Origin of the sequence: Pseudomonas gebzensis (assembly GCF_034427815.1) — a bacterium.
Taxonomy (GTDB): Bacteria; Pseudomonadota; Gammaproteobacteria; order Pseudomonadales; family Pseudomonadaceae; genus Aquipseudomonas.
This window is the reverse complement of the sequence record NZ_JAXQNS010000004.1, coordinates 332,673-349,041: the sequence shown is the minus strand read 5'-3', so window position 1 is coordinate 349,041 and position 16,369 is coordinate 332,673. Positions and strand designations below refer to the sequence as shown.

At 64.1% G+C, this 16,369-nt stretch carries 20 protein-coding genes; 10 read left to right on the top strand and 10 right to left on the bottom strand.

Translation table 11 applies throughout. The features are described from left to right. Nucleotides 1-3 precede the first annotated feature (3 nt). Nucleotides 4-288 carry a YheV family putative zinc ribbon protein gene (locus SJI00_RS10570; RefSeq protein ID WP_322461663.1) on the bottom strand — a complete coding sequence of 95 codons (285 nt, stop codon included), beginning with the start codon at nt 286-288 and terminating at the stop codon, nt 4-6. Next, nucleotides 285-2,336, bottom strand: coding sequence for an oligopeptidase A (gene prlC / locus SJI00_RS10565; RefSeq protein ID WP_322461662.1), 2,052 nt, complete (start codon nt 2,334-2,336; stop codon nt 285-287). Before prlC ends, SJI00_RS10570 begins: the two co-directional genes overlap by 4 nt. 104 nt (nt 2,337-2,440) lie before the next feature. Here prlC and SJI00_RS10560 point away from each other — a divergent pair, with 104 nt between their 5' ends. Continuing rightward, entirely contained in the window at nt 2,441-2,989 is a 549-nt protein-coding gene (locus tag SJI00_RS10560) for a gamma carbonic anhydrase family protein (RefSeq protein ID WP_322461661.1), read from the top strand. 40 nt (nt 2,990-3,029) lie between these two features. Then, a complete protein-coding gene (locus SJI00_RS10555; RefSeq protein ID WP_322461660.1) occupies nt 3,030-3,680 on the top strand; it encodes an HAD family hydrolase in 651 nt (216 codons plus the stop codon). Here SJI00_RS10555 and SJI00_RS10550 read toward each other — a convergent pair. Further along, the gene (locus tag SJI00_RS10550) at nt 3,670-4,761 is read right to left on the bottom strand and encodes an aminopeptidase (protein ID WP_322461718.1); all 1,092 of its coding nucleotides are present in this window, start codon (nt 4,759-4,761) and stop codon (nt 3,670-3,672) included. The two genes, SJI00_RS10555 and SJI00_RS10550, sit on opposite strands and share 11 nt — an antisense overlap. A gap of 81 nt (nt 4,762-4,842) precedes the next feature. On the opposite strand from SJI00_RS10550, the gene SJI00_RS10545 reads away from it, so the two are divergent. Together SJI00_RS10545 and SJI00_RS10540 are read left to right on the top strand one after the other, a co-directional pair. Further along, a complete protein-coding gene (locus tag SJI00_RS10545; protein WP_322461659.1) occupies nt 4,843-5,256 on the top strand; it encodes a PA0061/PA0062 family lipoprotein in 414 nt (137 codons plus the stop codon). Nucleotides 5,257-5,308: 52 nt separating this feature from the next. Beyond that, entirely contained in the window at nt 5,309-5,722 is a 414-nt protein-coding gene (locus SJI00_RS10540) for a PA0061/PA0062 family lipoprotein (RefSeq protein ID WP_322461658.1), read from the top strand. Nucleotides 5,723-5,774: 52 nt separating this feature from the next. On the opposite strand, the gene SJI00_RS10535 is transcribed toward SJI00_RS10540, so the two are convergent. Continuing rightward, nucleotides 5,775-6,008 carry a DUF1161 domain-containing protein gene (locus tag SJI00_RS10535; RefSeq protein ID WP_322461657.1) on the bottom strand — a complete coding sequence of 78 codons (234 nt, stop codon included), beginning with the start codon at nt 6,006-6,008 and terminating at the stop codon, nt 5,775-5,777. Between the two features lie 73 nt (nt 6,009-6,081). Further along, nucleotides 6,082-6,513, bottom strand: a complete 432-nt coding sequence (locus SJI00_RS10530; protein ID WP_322461656.1) for an OsmC family protein — start codon at nt 6,511-6,513, stop codon at nt 6,082-6,084. A gap of 203 nt (nt 6,514-6,716) precedes the next feature. On the opposite strand from SJI00_RS10530, the gene SJI00_RS10525 reads away from it, so the two are divergent. Then, nucleotides 6,717-7,721, top strand: coding sequence for an LLM class flavin-dependent oxidoreductase (locus SJI00_RS10525; RefSeq protein WP_322461655.1), 1,005 nt, complete (start codon nt 6,717-6,719; stop codon nt 7,719-7,721). A 55-nt stretch (nt 7,722-7,776) separates the two neighbouring features. On the opposite strand, the gene SJI00_RS10520 is transcribed toward SJI00_RS10525, so the two are convergent. Together SJI00_RS10520 and SJI00_RS10515 are read right to left on the bottom strand one after the other, a co-directional pair. Then, a complete protein-coding gene (locus SJI00_RS10520; protein ID WP_322461654.1) occupies nt 7,777-7,998 on the bottom strand; it encodes a DUF1161 domain-containing protein in 222 nt (73 codons plus the stop codon). 266 nt (nt 7,999-8,264) lie between these two features. After that, nucleotides 8,265-8,480 carry a dodecin gene (locus SJI00_RS10515; protein WP_312931670.1) on the bottom strand — a complete coding sequence of 72 codons (216 nt, stop codon included), beginning with the start codon at nt 8,478-8,480 and terminating at the stop codon, nt 8,265-8,267. Nucleotides 8,481-8,630: 150 nt separating this feature from the next. Here SJI00_RS10515 and SJI00_RS10510 point away from each other — a divergent pair, with 150 nt between their 5' ends. Then, complete coding sequence (locus SJI00_RS10510; RefSeq protein WP_322461653.1) at nt 8,631-8,954, top strand: ElaB/YgaM/YqjD family protein; 324 nt, start codon at nt 8,631-8,633, stop codon at nt 8,952-8,954. Nucleotides 8,955-8,966: 12 nt separating this feature from the next. Here the strand turns inward: SJI00_RS10510 and SJI00_RS10505 are convergent, their stop codons facing one another. Next, complete coding sequence (locus tag SJI00_RS10505) at nt 8,967-9,863, bottom strand: LysR family transcriptional regulator (protein ID WP_322461652.1); 897 nt, start codon at nt 9,861-9,863, stop codon at nt 8,967-8,969. Nucleotides 9,864-9,971: 108 nt separating this feature from the next. On the opposite strand from SJI00_RS10505, the gene trpB reads away from it, so the two are divergent. Further along, entirely contained in the window at nt 9,972-11,189 is a 1,218-nt protein-coding gene (gene trpB, locus SJI00_RS10500) for a tryptophan synthase subunit beta (RefSeq protein ID WP_322461651.1), read from the top strand. Further along, on the top strand, nt 11,186-11,992 hold the full coding sequence (gene trpA / locus SJI00_RS10495; RefSeq protein ID WP_322461650.1) for a tryptophan synthase subunit alpha: 807 nt from the start codon (nt 11,186-11,188) through the stop codon (nt 11,990-11,992). The genes trpB and trpA overlap by 4 nt, the downstream gene beginning before the upstream one ends. A 191-nt stretch (nt 11,993-12,183) precedes the next feature. Here the strand turns inward: trpA and SJI00_RS10490 are convergent, their stop codons facing one another. Together SJI00_RS10490 and SJI00_RS10485 are read right to left on the bottom strand one after the other, a co-directional pair. Continuing rightward, complete coding sequence (locus SJI00_RS10490) at nt 12,184-12,516, bottom strand: DOPA 4,5-dioxygenase family protein (RefSeq protein WP_322461649.1); 333 nt, start codon at nt 12,514-12,516, stop codon at nt 12,184-12,186. A 47-nt stretch (nt 12,517-12,563) separates the two neighbouring features. Then, on the bottom strand, nt 12,564-13,466 hold the full coding sequence (locus SJI00_RS10485) for a choline sulfate utilization transcriptional regulator (protein ID WP_322461717.1): 903 nt from the start codon (nt 13,464-13,466) through the stop codon (nt 12,564-12,566). Between the two features lie 109 nt (nt 13,467-13,575). On the opposite strand from SJI00_RS10485, the gene betC reads away from it, so the two are divergent. Continuing rightward, nucleotides 13,576-15,093 (top strand): choline-sulfatase, encoded by a 1,518-nt coding sequence (betC, locus tag SJI00_RS10480; protein WP_322461648.1) that lies wholly within the window; start codon nt 13,576-13,578, stop codon nt 15,091-15,093. A gap of 14 nt (nt 15,094-15,107) precedes the next feature. Beyond that, complete coding sequence (gene choX, locus SJI00_RS10475; RefSeq protein ID WP_322461647.1) at nt 15,108-16,034, top strand: choline ABC transporter substrate-binding protein; 927 nt, start codon at nt 15,108-15,110, stop codon at nt 16,032-16,034. The last annotated feature ends 335 nt before the right edge of the window (nt 16,035-16,369 follow it).

The window sequence follows — 16,369 nt, the reverse complement described above, 5'->3', positions numbered from 1 at the left end:
CACTTACTCTGTGGGTTTCTTCAGCTTGGGATTGGGGAAGAACTGCACGGGCTGTACCACTTGCACCGGTACGGCCTTGGGCGCGAGGTGATTGACCCGCGTGCCCAGCTCCTTGGGCACCGACAGGCCTTGCTCATTGAGCGTGTCGCTGAAGCCGCAGGCCACGCACTCGCGGTGCGGGGTGCCGTCTTCGTTCCACATCATCAGCTTGTCCGGCTCGCTGCACGCCGGGCAGACCGCCCCGGCGATGAAGCGCTTCTTGGTCTTCATGACAGCCACCTCGCTCATGCCGCCGCAGCGTCGCTGAGGCCGCAGTGACGCAGCAGGGCATCGATGGACGGCTCGCGCCCACGGAAGTCGACGAACAGCACCATCGGCGCCAACGAGCCGCCACGCGCCAGAATCGCTTCTCGGAAGGCACGCCCCGTCTCGGCATTGAGCACGCCGTCTTCCTCGAAACGCGAGAACGCGTCGGCCGACAGCACTTCGGCCCATTTGTAACTGTAGTAACCGGCCGCGTAACCGCCCGCGAAGATGTGCGCGAAGCTGTTGGGGAAGCGGTTGTAGGCCGGTGGACGCATCACCGTGACTTCGTCGCGCACGCCTTCGAGCACCTGCAGCGCATTGCGACCATCGCCATGGGTGGCGTGCAGCTCGAAGTCGAACAGCGAGAACTCCAGCTGGCGCACCATCATCATGCCGGACTGGAAATTCTTCGCCGCGAGCATCTTGTCGAGCAGGTCCTGCGGCAGCGCGGCCTGGGTCTGGTAATGACCGGACATGAGCGCCAGGCCTTCGGGTTCCCAGCACCAGTTCTCCATGAACTGGCTTGGCAGCTCGACGGCATCCCAGGCCACGCCGTTGATGCCGGAGACACCGGCATGCTCGATGCGGGTCAGCAGGTGGTGCAGGCCGTGGCCGAACTCGTGGAACAGCGTGGTGACTTCGTCGTGGGTCAGCAGCGCGGGCTTGCCGGCTTCGGCCGGGGTGAAGTTGCACACCAGGTTGGCCACCGGGCTCTGCAGCTCGCCGGCGGCGGTGCGGCGACGGTCGCGGGCGCCGTCCATCCAGGCGCCGCCGCGCTTGTTGGCGCGGGCGTAGAGGTCGAAGAAGAAGCGGCCGACGTGCTGGCCGTTTTCCTTGATCTCGAACAGGCGCACGTCCGGGTGCCAGCCGTCGAAGCCTTCGAGCTCGGCAATCTCGATGCCGTACAGACGCTGCACGATGGCGAACAGGCCGGTCAGCACGGTGTCGATCGGGAAGTAGGCGCGCAGCGCTTCCTGGGACACGCTGTAGCGTTGCTCGCGCAGTTTTTCGCCGTAGTAGCCGACGTCCCAGCTGCTCAGTTCCGCGCAGCCCTGTTCGGCGGCATAGGCCTTGAGCTGAGCCAGGTCCTGGGCGGCAAAGGGCTTGCTGCGCTTGGCCAGGTCGCGCAGGAAGCTCAGCACCTGGTCGCTGCTCTCGGCCATCTTGGTGGCCAGGCTGAGTTCTGCGTAGTTCGGGTAGCCCAGCAGCTGCGCCAGTTCCTGGCGCAGGTCGAGGATGTACTGCATCACCGGGCCGTTGTCGAACTGGCCGGCGTTCGGGCCTTGGTCCGATGCACGGGTGCAGTAGGCGGCGTACAGCTCTTCACGCAAGGCGCGGTCGCTGGCGTAGGTCATGACCGCGTAGTAGCTGGGGAATTCGAGGGTGATCAGCCAGCCGTCGAGGTCTTTGGCCTGGGCGGCGGCGGCCATCTGCGCCTTGGCCGAATCCGGCAGGCCGGTCAGCAGGGCTTCGTCGGTGACGTGCTTGCTCCAGGCCTGGGTAGCATCGAGCAGTTGGTTGGAAAAGCGGCTGCCCAGCTCGCTGAGGCTGCTCTGCACCTGGCCGTAGCGCTGCTGCTGTTCGGCCGGCAGGTCGATACCCGACAGGCGGAAATCGCGCAGGGCCTGTTCCAGGATGGTTTTCTGCGCCTGGTCGAAGCCGGCGGCTTCAGGGCTATTGGCCAGGGTCTGGTAGGCCTCGAACAGGGCGCGGTTCTGCCCCAGCTCGGTGGAGTAGGCGCTCAATGCTGGCAGGCATGCCTCATAGGCTTCGCGCAGCTCGCTGCTGTTGCACACGGCGTTGAGGTGGCTGACCGGGCTCCAGGCCGCGCCCAGGCGGGCATTGAGCTCGTCCATGGCGAGGACCAGTCCGGCCCAGGTCGGCTGCTGGGCCTGGGTTTCGAGGAGGCGGGCGATGGCAGCGCGGTTGTCGGCCAGGATCTGCTCGACCGCTGGCAGCACGTGCTCTGCGCGGATCAACGAGAAGGGCGGCAGGTCATAGGACTGCAGAAGCGGGTTGGTCGCACTCACGGTTTGGCACCTTGGCAGAAGAAACACTGGCCCATCTTAATTACAATCGACGCCGACCGCAGCAAGCAGCCTGCCTATGAGTCTGCAAGAGAGGCACTATTTCCATGGCCATTCGCTCATTTTCCCAGCACACACCCCGCTTGGGCGCTCGCGCGTTCGTCGACCGCTCGGCGGTCGTCATCGGTGACGTCGAGATCGGCGAAGACAGCTCGGTGTGGCCGCTCACCGTGATCCGCGGCGACATGCACCGCATCCGCATCGGCGCGCGCACCAGCGTGCAGGACGCCAGCGTGCTGCACATCACCCACGCCGGCCCTTTCAACCCCGATGGCTTTGCTCTGCTGATCGGCGATGACGTGACCATCGGTCACAAGGTCATGCTGCACGGCTGCACCCTGGGCAGCCGTATTCTGGTGGGCATGGGCAGCACCGTGATGGACGGCGCGGTGGTCGAAGACGAGGTGATCATCGGCGCCGGCAGCCTGGTGCCACCGGGCAGACGCCTGGCCAGCGGCTTCCTCTACGTGGGCAGCCCGGCCAAGGCCAGTCGCCCGTTGACCGACAAGGAACGGGCCTTCTTCACCTACACCGCCGGCAACTACGTCAAGCTCAAGGACCAGCACCTGGCCGAAGGCTTCGACCGGCCCGAGTGACGCTTCGCGTCAACGCACTCACTGATTGGACACGCCCCCCATGCACCAGCAAAACATTCTGTTCGACCTCGACGGCACGCTCACCGACCCCCGCCTGGGCATCACCCGCTCGATCCAGTACGCATTGGCCAAGCTGGGCATCGACGAGCCGGACCTGGCGCGCCTGGAACACTTCATCGGCCCGCCACTGCTGCAAGCGTTCATGCTCAATTACGGCTTCGACGAAGCCAGGGCCTGGGAGGCGGTGAATTTCTACCGCGAGCGCTTCCGCGTCACCGGCCTGTACGAAAACCAGGTCTACGCCGGCGTTCCGCAGCTGCTGTCAGCGCTGGGCGAGCAGGGCCGCACGCTGTACATCGCCACCTCCAAGCCCTGGGAGTTCGCCCGTGAGATCGCTCGGCACTTCGCCTTCGATCAGCACTTCAAGGTGATCTACGGCAGCGAACTCGATGGTACCCGTACCAACAAGGTCGAGCTGATCCGCCACCTGCTCGATGAGGAAGGCCTGGACCCCGCACACACCCTGATGATCGGCGACCGCGAGCACGACCTCATCGGCGCACGCAGCAACGGCCTGCAAGCGGTTGCAGTGGGGTATGGGTTCGGCACCCCTGAAGAGCTGCAGGCCCAAGCGCCGGCCTTCCATTTCGAGACCCTGGCTGAGCTGCACCAGGCCTTCGTCAGCCGCTGACGGCCTCGCGCGGTGGGGCGAGCTGCTGCAGCTGCGCCGTACGCGCCGCCGCCGGTAGACGCCCCAGTTCGGCGACGCGCTGGTGAAAGCGTTGCCAGTCGCCACCGACCTGCTGAAACAACGCGGAAAAGGCCGGCACCCACTGATCGTAAAGGCCGAAGGGCAGCAGCTTGGCGTTGTTCAGGGGGCCGTAGATCCAGGCATCGTATCGGCCGTCGCCGTGCCATTGGCCATCGCGCAGCTGTCGATAGTCGGCGCGCAAGCGCGCGAACTCAGCCTGTTTGGCCGCACGTTTGGCGGCGTCATCACGCGGGCTCTGGTAGATCGCTTCGAGCCGCGCGCGGCTGCGCAGCACCAGGTGAATGAACTGCTCGCGCTGGCGCACACCCTCGTCACTGGCGGCCTTCAGCCCGCGCACCGCACGCCACTGGCGGGTGCCTTCCCGCTCGACGAAGGTGGCGTAGGACTCGTTGAACGCGGTGTCGTCCTGCACATACACCTGCTGGTGCGACAGCTCGTGGAAGATCAGCGTGGCCAGGCGCTCATCGCCCCAGCCGAGCATCGATGACAGGATCGGGTCATCGAACCAGCCCAAGGTCGAATAGGCCTCCACACCGCCGACATAAACGTCCGACCCGTCCTGGCGCAGCAGCGCCGCCGCACCACGGGCGGCGCCCTGGCGGTAGTAACCGCGATAGGCCACGCACCCGGCAATGGGAAAGCAGTGGGTGATCGGCTGCAATGACAGCTCGGGCGTAGCAAACACGTTCCACACCACGAACGGTCGACCCAGGTCGGCGTACACCCGATAGCTCTGGTTGTCGGGCAAGTGCAGGTGCTGGCTGGCAAAAACGCGGGCGGCTTGTGCACGTTGCAGGTGCTGGCGCAGGGCAGGGCGGGTGTGTGCATCATCCACCACGCTGGCCACCGGCTGCCGGGCGCGCAGCAGCTGCCATTGGCCTTCGGCCAGTTGGCCGTAGTAGCTCAAGGGGGTGCAACCGCTCAGCAGAAGCGCAGCGCAAGCGGGAACAAAGCGCCTGAAAATGCAGTCCAGAGCCCCGCGGCCTGAGCGCTCGAACAGAAATAATCGAAGCTTCAACGGTGTCGATCTCGCTCAATGGCCAATGCATCCAAGCCTATCTTGCCCCGGGGGAGCTTTGCCATGCGTACGCTGGTTACCGTCAGCAGCCTGTTGCTGCTATCTGCGTGTTCCACACTGCCCGATCCTGATCCGCAACAGGCCTGGATCGATCTGGCGCCCCATGCAGACACCTCGCTCGATGCCGTGCAGGTGGATGAGCGCGACTGGTCCGACACGCGCTATTTCGAGGTGCCACCGGGCAAGCATGAGCTGACGGTGCGTTACCAGTTTGCCGTGGCACCCAGCAACATCGGCGCTGTCGATGCGCCGTTGCAGCGTGATTGCCAGCTCAATGTGTCCTTCAAGGATTTCAACGCCGGTGAGCGTTATCGTCTGCAAGCGGGCAACACGGGCTTTCATCCGTGGATCAAGCTCTACGACGAGCGCCAGAAGCTGATCGGCCAAGGTTTGCCGGCCGGTTGCCAACGCACGTGATACGCACGGTTTGGCGCTATGCTGCAATCGTGACCCCCTGAGGAGATTGACCATGCGCCAGCCCATGATGCTGCTCGCCTTCACCGTACTGGGAGGGTGCGCCAGCCCGCTGCCGCCCGTCGATCCGAAACAGGCATGGGTGGACCTCTACACCATCACCCCCGGCCGCCTGCTGATGGCCGATCGCCTCGACGGCGAGCGCCTGAACGATGGCCGTTATTTTCAGGTGAGCCCAGGCAAGCACGAACTCGTGGTGCGTTTCGACTATGAGGTGTACTCAGGCGGGATCTCCACCAATCCCACCGACCGCACCTGCTACCTGACCGTGCGCTTCAATCAGTTCAAGGCCGGTGAACGCTACCGCCTCGAGGCCCGCGCGCCGGCCATGCAGCCGCGTATCTACCTGTACGACGCGCAGCGCACTGTGCTGGTCGACGAGCCCAGTCGCATCTTTTGCGTGCCATGAATGAATAAAGATGCCCGGCACCGGGAACGGTGCCGGGCGGGTCGATCAGGCGTTACTGATCGTTCTTCTGGTAAATGATCTTGCGCGTCTGATTGTCACAGCTACCTACCACCATGTTGGGGTCGGACACTTCGCTGTTGGGGACAATTTCCAAGGTGTAAGACGTCACGCCGCTGGCCTGGATCTTGGCCTCGATCTCGGCCTTGAGCTCTTCGCACGGCTTGGGCGCCGCCACAGCGACGGTTGCCATCAGGGATGCCAGCACAGCGATTGCGAGGCGAATCATGGAACGGCTCCGGTAGTGGCAGGCGAGCTGCCGATACGCAATAGACTACAGCAAGCCGTTCCAGTTGCCGCGATCAGGAGACCAGGGTGGCGTCCAGGGTGATCTTGGCGTTCAACACTTTCGACACTGGGCAGCCTTCCTTCGCCTTGTTGGCGATCTCTTTGAACTGCGCTTCAGTCGCGCCGGGCACCTTGGCTTGCAAGGTGAGATGGATCGCGGTGATGGCAAAGCCGCCGTCCTGTTTTTCCAAGGTCACTTCGGCCTTGGTGTCGATGCGCTCCGGCGTCAGCTGGGATTCACCCAGCATCATCGACAGGGCCATCGAGAAGCAGCCGGCATGCGCCGCGCCGATCAACTCTTCAGGGTTGGTACCTGCCTGGCCTTCGAAGCGGGTGTTGAAGCCATAGGGGTTGTGCTTCAGCGCGCCGCTTTCAGTGGACAGCTGACCCTTGCCTTCTTTGACACTGCCTTCCCAAATCGCCGATGCAGTCTTCTTGATGCTCATGATGCCTCCTGGATAGTGTGAAGTACTGAAAATCAGAGGACACCCCTGACAGCAAGTTCAGACCAATCCCTGCCCCGGCATTGAATCGACCGATTCTGCCCATACTGAGTCATAAGGGCATCGGCCCTTTACGCAAGACGCCTGCCCAAGCGCAGGTTTTTTCCGTACAGGGCCCAGGCCAACCATTTTCAGCGGAGACTCCCATGACGGCTTTGTCCGACTTCAAGTATTCAGTGCTCGACCTGGTGCCCGTGCGCCAGGACGCCGGGCCCGCACAGTCGCTGCACAATTCGCTCGACCTCGCCCAACACGCCGAACGCCTGGGTTACAACCGCTTCTGGGTGGCCGAGCACCACAACATGGATGGCATCGCCAGTTCCGCCACGGCGGTGCTGATTGGCTACCTGGCCGGTGGCACCTCGAGCATCCGCGTGGGCTCGGGTGGGGTCATGCTGCCCAACCATGCGCCGCTGGTCATCGCCGAGCAGTTCGGCACCCTGGCCAGCTTGTACCCAGGCCGTATCGACCTGGGCTTGGGCCGTGCGCCGGGGTCTGACCAGATGACCGCCCGCGCCTTGCGCCGGGAACGCTCCGGCAGCGCGGATGATTTCCCCGAAGACGTGGAAGAGCTGTCGCGCTACCTTGGCCCACGCACCGATGATCAAAAAGTGATCGCCGTGCCGGGGTATGACACCGATGTGCCGCTGTGGCTGCTCGGCTCAAGCCTGTACAGCGCGCAATTGGCCGGCATGCGCGGGCTGCCTTACGCCTTCGCCTCGCATTTCGCCCCGCGCTACCTGCATGAAGCGATCCGCACCTACCGCAACCACTTCAAGCCCTCGACGGTGCTGGACAAGCCCTACGTCATGCTCGGTGTGCCGATGGTGGTGGCCGACACCGACGAGCACGCCGAGTACCTGGCAACCTCGGTGTACCAGCGGATTCTGGCGCTGATGCGTGGGCAGAGCCTGGTGCAGCGCCCACCGGTCGAGCGCATGGACGGCCTGTGGTTGCCCCATGAGCGCGAAGCGGTCAGCAGTTTCCTCGGCCTGGCGATGATCGGCAGCCCGCAGAAGGTCAAGGCGAAGGTGGACGTGTTACTGGAACAGACCGGCGCAGATGAGCTCATCTTTACCTGTGATCTGTATGAGCACGCCGACCGGTTGCGCTCGTACGAACTGTTGGCGCAAGCGCTCAAGCAAGGCTGATGCCCAAGGTGCGTGGCCTGGCGGCCACGCCTTGGCAGCAGGGTGAATCCACGATTCAATCGCGACGGTAGACGATTTCCTTGGTTCCACCTTCACAACTACCGATGACCTTGCCTTCGGGCGTGCCCTTGTCGACCACATCCAGGGTGTAGTTCTGCACCCCTTTGGCATCGAGCTTGGCGGCGATTTCCGCCTTGAGGTCTTCGCACGGTTTACCGGCTGCCAGAGCACCGGTCGCCAACATCATCAGGCCAGAGGCCACTAGCCACTTCTTCATCGACTGCTTTCCTTGTACAGATGAAAATCGGATTACAACGGTAAACGCGGTTGCATGAACGGCGCTCCAGTACAGCAGGCGCAGCTTTCAAACATAGCGCACACCGCCACGATCGCGGGAGCGAGCTGCGGGCGAGGGGCCGCAAAAACGACCCCCCGCTAACCGCCCGCCCACTCCTACGCAAAGGCCTTCGATACCGCACTGCAACCCGTCACCGCTCGACATCAGGGCGGCGGGCGGCAGTGCTTACAGGCGAGCGAATGTGCTCAGCTCTGAACGATCTTGAAGCCGACTTTCAAGGTGACCTGGAAATGGCCGACCTTGTTGTCTTCGATGTGGCCACGGGTTTCCGTCACCTCGAACCATTCCATGTTCTTCAGGCTGCTGCTGGCCTCTGCCAGAGCATTGTTGATCGCGTCTTCGATGCTGGTGCGCGAAGATCCGACCAATTCGACTTTCTTGTAAGTGTGATGATCACTCATGAACATGCTCCTTGGATGGCTTGACGATGCCTGGCGATGCAGGCCTGGTCTTCCTGCGAGCCGTTTCGGAGGGAAAAAGTTCGATTGCACTTTCACGCCGCCCCGCAGTCGCATTCCGTACATCCCATACCCCTGCTAAGGAGCAACACCATGGCTCGTAACTCACTGCGCAAGACGTCGCTGGAAAGCATGGAAGCCGAGATCGAAAGCCTGCTCAGCACTCTGGAAACCCTCAAGCACGACGCGACCGAAGAGTCGCACAAGACCATCAAGGCCATTCGTGGCAACGCCGAAAACGCCCTGCGTCACTCCCGTGGCCTGATCAGCGATGCCTACGAAGAAGTGAAGACCCGCACCAAGGAAACCGGCATCGCTGCCCGCGATTACGCTCAAGAGCGCCCACTGGCCACCGCTGGCGTTGCCATTGGCGCCCTGGGCCTGCTGGCTGCCTGGCTGATCTGCCGCCGCGACTGATCGAGCTGGCGCTCAACTGAGCTGGCGCTGCAACTCGCAGCGCAGCCATTGCGCCAGTTGCTCGGCGCGCCCGTCTGCGGCGCGCCGCGGCACCCACAGTGCCAGGGCGGCCTTCGTCGGGGTGAAGCCCCACGGTGCAGCCAGCCTTCCTGCCCGGATGTCATCGGCCACCAACGGCTCCGGCGCAATCGCCACACCCAATCCCGCCACTGCCGCCTCCAACAGGTAATACAGATGTTCGAACGCCTGGCCCAGTTGCAGCTGCGCGGCCGCCAGCCCCTGTTCCTGCGCCCAGTTCGGCCACGCCTGCGGCCTTGAAGTGGTGTGCAACAACGCCTGATCGAGCAAAGCCGCTGCCGGCGCGTCATGCAGCCGCACAAAGCCGTTGAAATGCGGGCTCACCACCGGGCCAATGCGTTCTTCGAGCAGCACGTGCACGTGCATGTCGGCCGGCCATGGCGGTTCGGCATAGACCAGCAGCGCGTCCAGGCCGGGTCGGCGCGGGTCCAGGTCACCCTCACCGGCAGACAGATGCAAGCGCAGCGCTGGCAGGTCGGCCCTCAACCGACCCAGGCGCGGGATGAACCAGCGCGCCAGCAAACTCCCCGAGCACCCCAGCACAAACGGTGCTTCGCGCCCGTCGCGACCCAGTTGCGTGCATACACTGCGCAGTCGGTCGAACGCCTCGCTGCTGGCATCGCGCAGCCGCAGCCCTTCATCTGTGAGTTTGATGCCGCGTCCATCTTTCACGAACAAGGCGACGCCCAAGTGCGTTTCCAGCACCTTGATCTGCCGGCTCACGGCGCCGTGGGTGACATGCAGCGCTTCGGCCGCCTGGCTGACGCTATTGAGCCGGGCGGTCACCTCAAAGGCACGCAACGCATTCAGGGGAGGCAGTTCATCGCGCATGGATTTGTGAGTTTTCCTGACAGGTTGCCGCAATCTTATCGGTTTTCAGCCGGGGCTGGCGTGGGTAGAGTAAAGCCCATCACTCATTCATTACGCCCTGGAGCCTCCATGACCCAGACTCAATACCGCGCCGGCCCTGATGCCAACGGCCTGTTCGGCGCGTTCGGTGGCCGCTACGTGGCTGAAACCCTGATGCCGCTGGTGCTCGACCTTGCCCGCGAATACGAGGCCGCCAAGGCCGATCCGGCGTTTCTCGAAGAGCTGGCGTACTTCCAGCGCGACTACATCGGCCGCCCCAACCCGCTGTACTTCGCTGAGCGCCTGACCGAGCACTGCGGCGGCGCCAAGATCTACTTCAAGCGCGAAGAGCTCAACCATACCGGCGCGCACAAGGTGAACAACTGCATCGGCCAGGTGCTGCTGGCCCGCCGCATGGGCAAAAAGCGCCTGATCGCCGAAACCGGCGCTGGCATGCACGGTGTGGCCACCGCCACCGTCGCCGCGCGTTTTGGCATTCCTTGCGTGATCTACATGGGCGCCACCGACATCGAGCGCCAGCAGGCCAACGTGTTCCGCATGAAATTGCTGGGCGCCGAAATCGTGCCAGTGACTGCCGGCACCGGCACCCTCAAAGACGCCATGAACGAGGCCCTGCGCGACTGGGTCACCAACGTCGAAGACACTTTCTACCTGATCGGCACCGTCGCCGGCCCGCACCCATACCCCGCCATGGTGCGTGACTTCCAGTCGATCATCGGCAAGGAAACCCGCGCCCAGATGCAGGAAAAGGAAGGCCGCGTGCCTGACAGCCTGGTCGCCTGCGTAGGCGGTGGCTCCAACGCCATGGGCCTGTTCCATGAATTTCTCGACGATGCCAGCGTGCAGATCATCGGCGTTGAAGCCGGTGGCCATGGCGTGAGCACCGACAAGCACGCTGCCAGCCTCAACGGCGGGGTGCCGGGCGTACTGCACGGTAACCGTACCTACCTGCTGCAGGACGACGACGGCCAGATCACCGACGCCCACTCGATCTCCGCAGGCCTGGACTATCCCGGCATCGGCCCGGAGCACGCCTTCCTGCACGAAGTGAAGCGCGTGGAATACGTCAGCATCACCGATGACGAGGCGCTCGACGCCTTCCACGCCAGCTGCCGCCTGGAGGGCATCATTCCCGCCCTGGAAACCGCCCACGCCCTGGCCGAAGCCATGCGCCGCGCGCCCACCCTGCCCAAGGATCACCTGATGGTGGTGTGCTTGTCCGGGCGCGGTGACAAAGACATGCAGACCGTGATGAACCACATGGCCGACCAGGAGAAGCAGGCATGAGCCGTCTTGAGCAACGTTTCGCCGACCTGAAAGCCGAAGGCCGCGCAGCGCTGGTGACCTTCGTCACCGCCGGTGACCCCGGTTATGACGCCTCCCTGGCGATCCTCAAAGGCCTGCCGGACGCCGGTGCCGATGTGATCGAGCTGGGCATGCCGTTCACCGATCCGATGGCCGACGGCGTGGCGATTCAGCTCGCCACCCTGCGCGCCCTGGAGGCTGGCCAGAACCTCGCGAAAACCCTGCAGATGGTGCGCGAGTTCCGCACCGGCAACCAGACCACGCCGATCGTGCTGATGGGCTACTACAACCCTATCCACCGTTTCGGCGTGGAGCGTTTCGTGGCCGATGCCAAAGAGGCCGGCGTCGACGGCCTGATCATCGTCGACCTGCCGCCCGAGCATGATGGCGAGCTGGCCACCCCGGCCCAGGCCGCTGGCATCGACTTCATCCGCCTGACCACCCCGACCACTGACGATGCCCGTCTGCCGCGCGTCCTGGAGCGCAGCTCGGGCTTCGTCTATTACGTGTCGGTTGCCGGTGTCACCGGCGCCGGTTCGGCCACCAGCGAGCATGTCGAAAGCGCTGTGGCGCGCCTGCGCCGGCACACCGACCTGCCGATCAGCGTGGGCTTCGGCATCCGCACACCCGAGCAAGCCGCGGCCATCGCCAGGCTCGCCGACGGTGTGGTGGTGGGGTCGGCGTTGGTCGACAAGATCGCCCAGGCCGAAACCCCGGGCCAGGCGATCGATGATGTGCTGAGCTTGTGCTCGGCCTTGGCAAAGGGTGTGCGCAACGCACGCTGACACATTGCCCAGGCCGGCGACCGCTGCTCGGTGACCGGCCTGGGCTTCACCGCCCAGGCTGCAACGGTCGAGCCGAGCCAGTTCCCGCTCAAGCCTGCAGCGTTCGACCACTACCTGCCGATGTGCCGTAGCAAGCCGCTACCCGCAGCGCCCTCTACCTGCCTTCGTACCTCAGTGCCGACCGGCGCGGTTCAGGCTTGGAACATGGCCAGGTTCAATGGCCTGACGGCGCCCATCCAGATCGCATGGTCGCGGTGATCGGCCAGCTCATCACCGGTTACCGGGTGCAGGAACACCACCAGGCCGTTGCGGTACAGCGCCAGCCACGGCAGCACCACGCCGACCACTTCCGGGCCGAACGACAGTTGGCAGCTCCAGTCGGGGTGTGGGCCCACCGGCCGTTGGTGCATGTGGCCCATGCTCACCGGAAACAGACGGGTGGCTTCTTCGCACACCTCGCGGGCACGCTCGAAGGTGGAGGCGTCGTAATACACGTGGGCATGGTAACCCTTGATTCTCTGCACGTTGGCCCCTGAATGGAATCACTGAACTCGATAGCTGAACGCCAGTATCACTGAAGCGCACGCTCCTGCTCCAGCCAGTCGACGAAACGTTCGATCAGCGCGCTGCGCCGTTTGCGCGGTGGCAGCAACACGTAGTACCCCCGCGCCGAACGCAAGCTGCCCTCAAGCGGGCGGCACAGCAAGCCTTGCTCGATCAGCCCATCGACCAGATGCCGCCAGCCGATGGCCACGCCCTGGCCGGCAATCGCGGCCTGGATCAACAGGGTGTAGTTGTCGAAACGCAGCTGCCCGGGCGGCGCTGGCGTGGTCACGCCATAGCCGCGGAACAGACCCGCCCAATCGAACCAGCGGCTGGCCTGTTCACCGCGCAGATGCAGCAACGGCAGTTGCTGCAGCGCAGCGGCAGTCATCCCCCGGCCGCCGCTCAAACGCGGGTTGCACACCGGGTACACCTCCTCATCGAACAACCAGCGGCTCTCGCCCTGGTGCAGCCGCCCGTCGCCAAACAGCACCGCGACGTCGATGTCCGGCCGCAGCATGGCCTGGCCACGCTCACTGGTCACCAGGCTGACATCGACCTGGGGATACGCCGCATGGAACCGTTGCAGACGAGGCATCAACCAGAACGCAGCGAACGCGAAGTCGGTGGCGACCTGCAGCACCTCGCGCTGCCCGCGACCGCTGGCCTGGGCCACGCCTTCTTCCAGGGCCTGCAAGCCGAGGTGCACCTGCTCGAACAGCGCGGCCCCGGCTTCGGTCAGCTCGATACCGCGATACACCCGGTCGAACAGCCGCGTGTCCAGCTGCGCCTCCAGGCGCTTGATCTGCTGGCTGATGGCGGGCTGGGTGGTGCCCAGCGCCAGCGCCGCTGCCGTGAAGCTGCGCAAACGGGCTGCCGCTTCGAACACCCGCAAGGTGTCCAACGACAACTGCGCCAAGTGTTCAAACATAAGCATGGCTAATCCCAGTCATTGCCCACCATGGGCTTTACCGCAGTTATCCACAGCTCCATGCTCGACGGCAAGCAATCCCCATAACCGTTGACGATGGAAGGCGACCGTGAAGCGACCCAATATCCTGTTCATCATGGCCGACCAGATGGCAGCTCCACTGTTGCCGATCTATGCCGAGTCGCCGATCAAGATGCCCCACCTCGCCAAGCTGGCCGAGCACGCGGTGGTGTTCGATTCGGCGTACTGCAACAGCCCGCTGTGCGCGCCCTCGCGCTTCACCCTCGTCAGTGGCCAGTTGCCCAGCCGCATCGGCGCCTACGACAACGCCGCCGACTTTCCCGCCGACATTCCCACGTACGCCCACTACCTGCGCCGCCTGGGCTATCACACCGCGCTGTCGGGCAAGATGCATTTCTGCGGCCCAGACCAGCTGCACGGCTACGAAGAGCGCCTGACCAGTGACATCTACCCGGCCGACTACGGCTGGGCGGTGAACTGGGACGCACCGCACGAGCGCCCGAGCTGGTATCACAACATGGCCTCGGTGCTGCAAGCCGGCCCGTGCGTGCGCACCAACCAGCTGGATTTCGACGAAGAGGTAGTGTTCAAGGCCCGCCAATACCTGTACGACCGGGTGCGTGAGGACGATGGCCAGCCCTTCTGCCTGACTGTCTCGATGACCCATCCCCACGACCCGTACACCATCCCCCGGGCCTACTGGGACCTGTACCAGGACGTCGACATCCCCCTGCCCCGCGACACCCTCGCCCAGCACGAGCAGGACCCGCATTCGCAACGCCTGCTGAAGGTCTACGACCTGTGGGACAAGCCTTTGCCCGAGCACAAGATCCGCGACGCCCGCCGCGCCTATTTCGGCGCCTGCAGCTACATCGACGACAACATCGGCAAGCTCTTGCAGACCCTGCAGGAGTGCAACCTGGCCGACGACACGGTGATCGTGTTCTCCGGCGATCACGGCGACATGCTTGGCGAGCGCGGGCTCTGGTACAAGATGCACTGGTTCGAGATGTCGGCGCGGGTGCCGCTGCTGGTGCACGCGCCCACGCATTTCCCGGCCGCGCGGGTCGCAGCCTCGGTGTCGACCTGCGACTTGCTGCCCACATTGGTGGAACTGGCCGGGGGCAGGGTCGAACCCGACCTGCACCTCGACGGCCACTCGTTGCTCGGCCACCTGCAAGGGCAGGGCGGGCACGACGAGGTGATTGGCGAGTACATGGCCGAGGGCACCGTGGGCCCGCTGATGATGATTCGCCGTGGCGACTACAAGTTCGTCTACAGCGAGGACGACCCTTGTCTACTCTTTGACCTGAACCGCGACCCGCACGAGCGGGAGAACCTTGTCCACAGCCCGGATCACCAGGTACTGCTGCAAGCGTTCATCGCCGAGGCGAAACAGCGCTGGGACGTTCCTGCCTTGCGCCAGCAGGTGCTGGCCAGCCAGCGCCGTCGACGTCTGGTCGGCCAGGCCCTGGCCATCGGCAAGCTGACCAGTTGGGACCACCAGCCCAAGGTCGATGCCAGCCAGCAGTACATGCGTAACCACATCGATCTCGACGACCTCGAGCGCAAGGCACGTTATCCACAGCCCGCCCCCCTGGATTGAACAGAGAGACTTTCATGAGCAGATACTCCGCAGTTTTCGTCGCCCTGGCCCTCGGCATAGGCGCCACCGCTGCTCACGCGGCCAGCGATGCCCAGTGCGACACGGTGAAAATGGCCGACCCGGGCTGGAGCGACATCGCCTCGACCAACGCCGTCGCCCGCCTGCTGCTGGAAAACCTCGGCTACAAGGTAAAGATCGACACACTGGCCGTGCCGATCATCTACGGCGGGCTCAAGGACGGCAAAGTCGATGCCTTCCTCGGCAACTGGATGCCGGCCCAGCAAGGCTTCCACGACAAGTTCGTCGACACCGGTGCTGTGCAGCGGCTGGCGCAGAACCTGGAGGGCACCGAGTTCACCCTGGCGGTGCCGGACTACGTGTGGGAGGCGGGGGTGAAGGACTTTGCCGACCTGCAGAAGAACGCCGACAAATTCGACAACAAGCTCTATGGCATCAGCGCCGGCTCACCGGCCAACCTGTCGCTCAAGGAGATCATCGCCGAAAACAACTTCAACCTGGGCAAATGGACATTGGTGGAATCGAGCGAGCAAGCCATGCTGACCCAGGTCAACAAGGCGGTGAAGAACAAGACGTTCATCACCTTCCTCGGCTGGACCCCACACCCGATGAACGTGCAACTGAAGATGCGCTACCTCACCGGCGGCGAACAGTGGTTCGGCAGCAAAGGCCAGGTCTACACGCTGACGCGCAACGACTACGCAAAACAGTGCCCCAACCCGGCCAAGCTGCTGAGCAACCTGAGTTTTACCCTGGAGATGGAGAACGCCATCATGGCCGAGGTTGTGGATAAGAAGGTCAGCGTCGACAAGGCCGCCAAGGCCTGGGTCAAGGCGCATCCCCACGTACTCGATGCCTGGTTGGCCGGGGTCACACGCAAAGACGGCGGCGACGGGCTGAGCGCGGTGAGGTCTGCACTGTGAGCCCTTGAGCGGGCTCTGCTGCAGTGTCTTGAGCCAAGGTTCAGACAGGGCGTGGGCAATCCAGACCGCCCACGCTGGATGCCCATGGCCGAGAAACCTACCAGGGTCGCTCGATGTGGCGTGGGTGTCTGTGCAGTGCGATAGGGTGCTCAACCTGGGGCGCCTGGGGTACGCTCGGCAAAGCGCGCCTGTCAGGCGCCCTCGGCGACAATTCCAGCCAGGCGTGCTCCACTGCTTCCGACGCCCTTTGAACCCGTATCAAGCCCGCACCTCCACCACCTGAACGCAGGCCGACACGTGCACCGCTCGCGCGGGTGTTCACCCTCACCACCTCT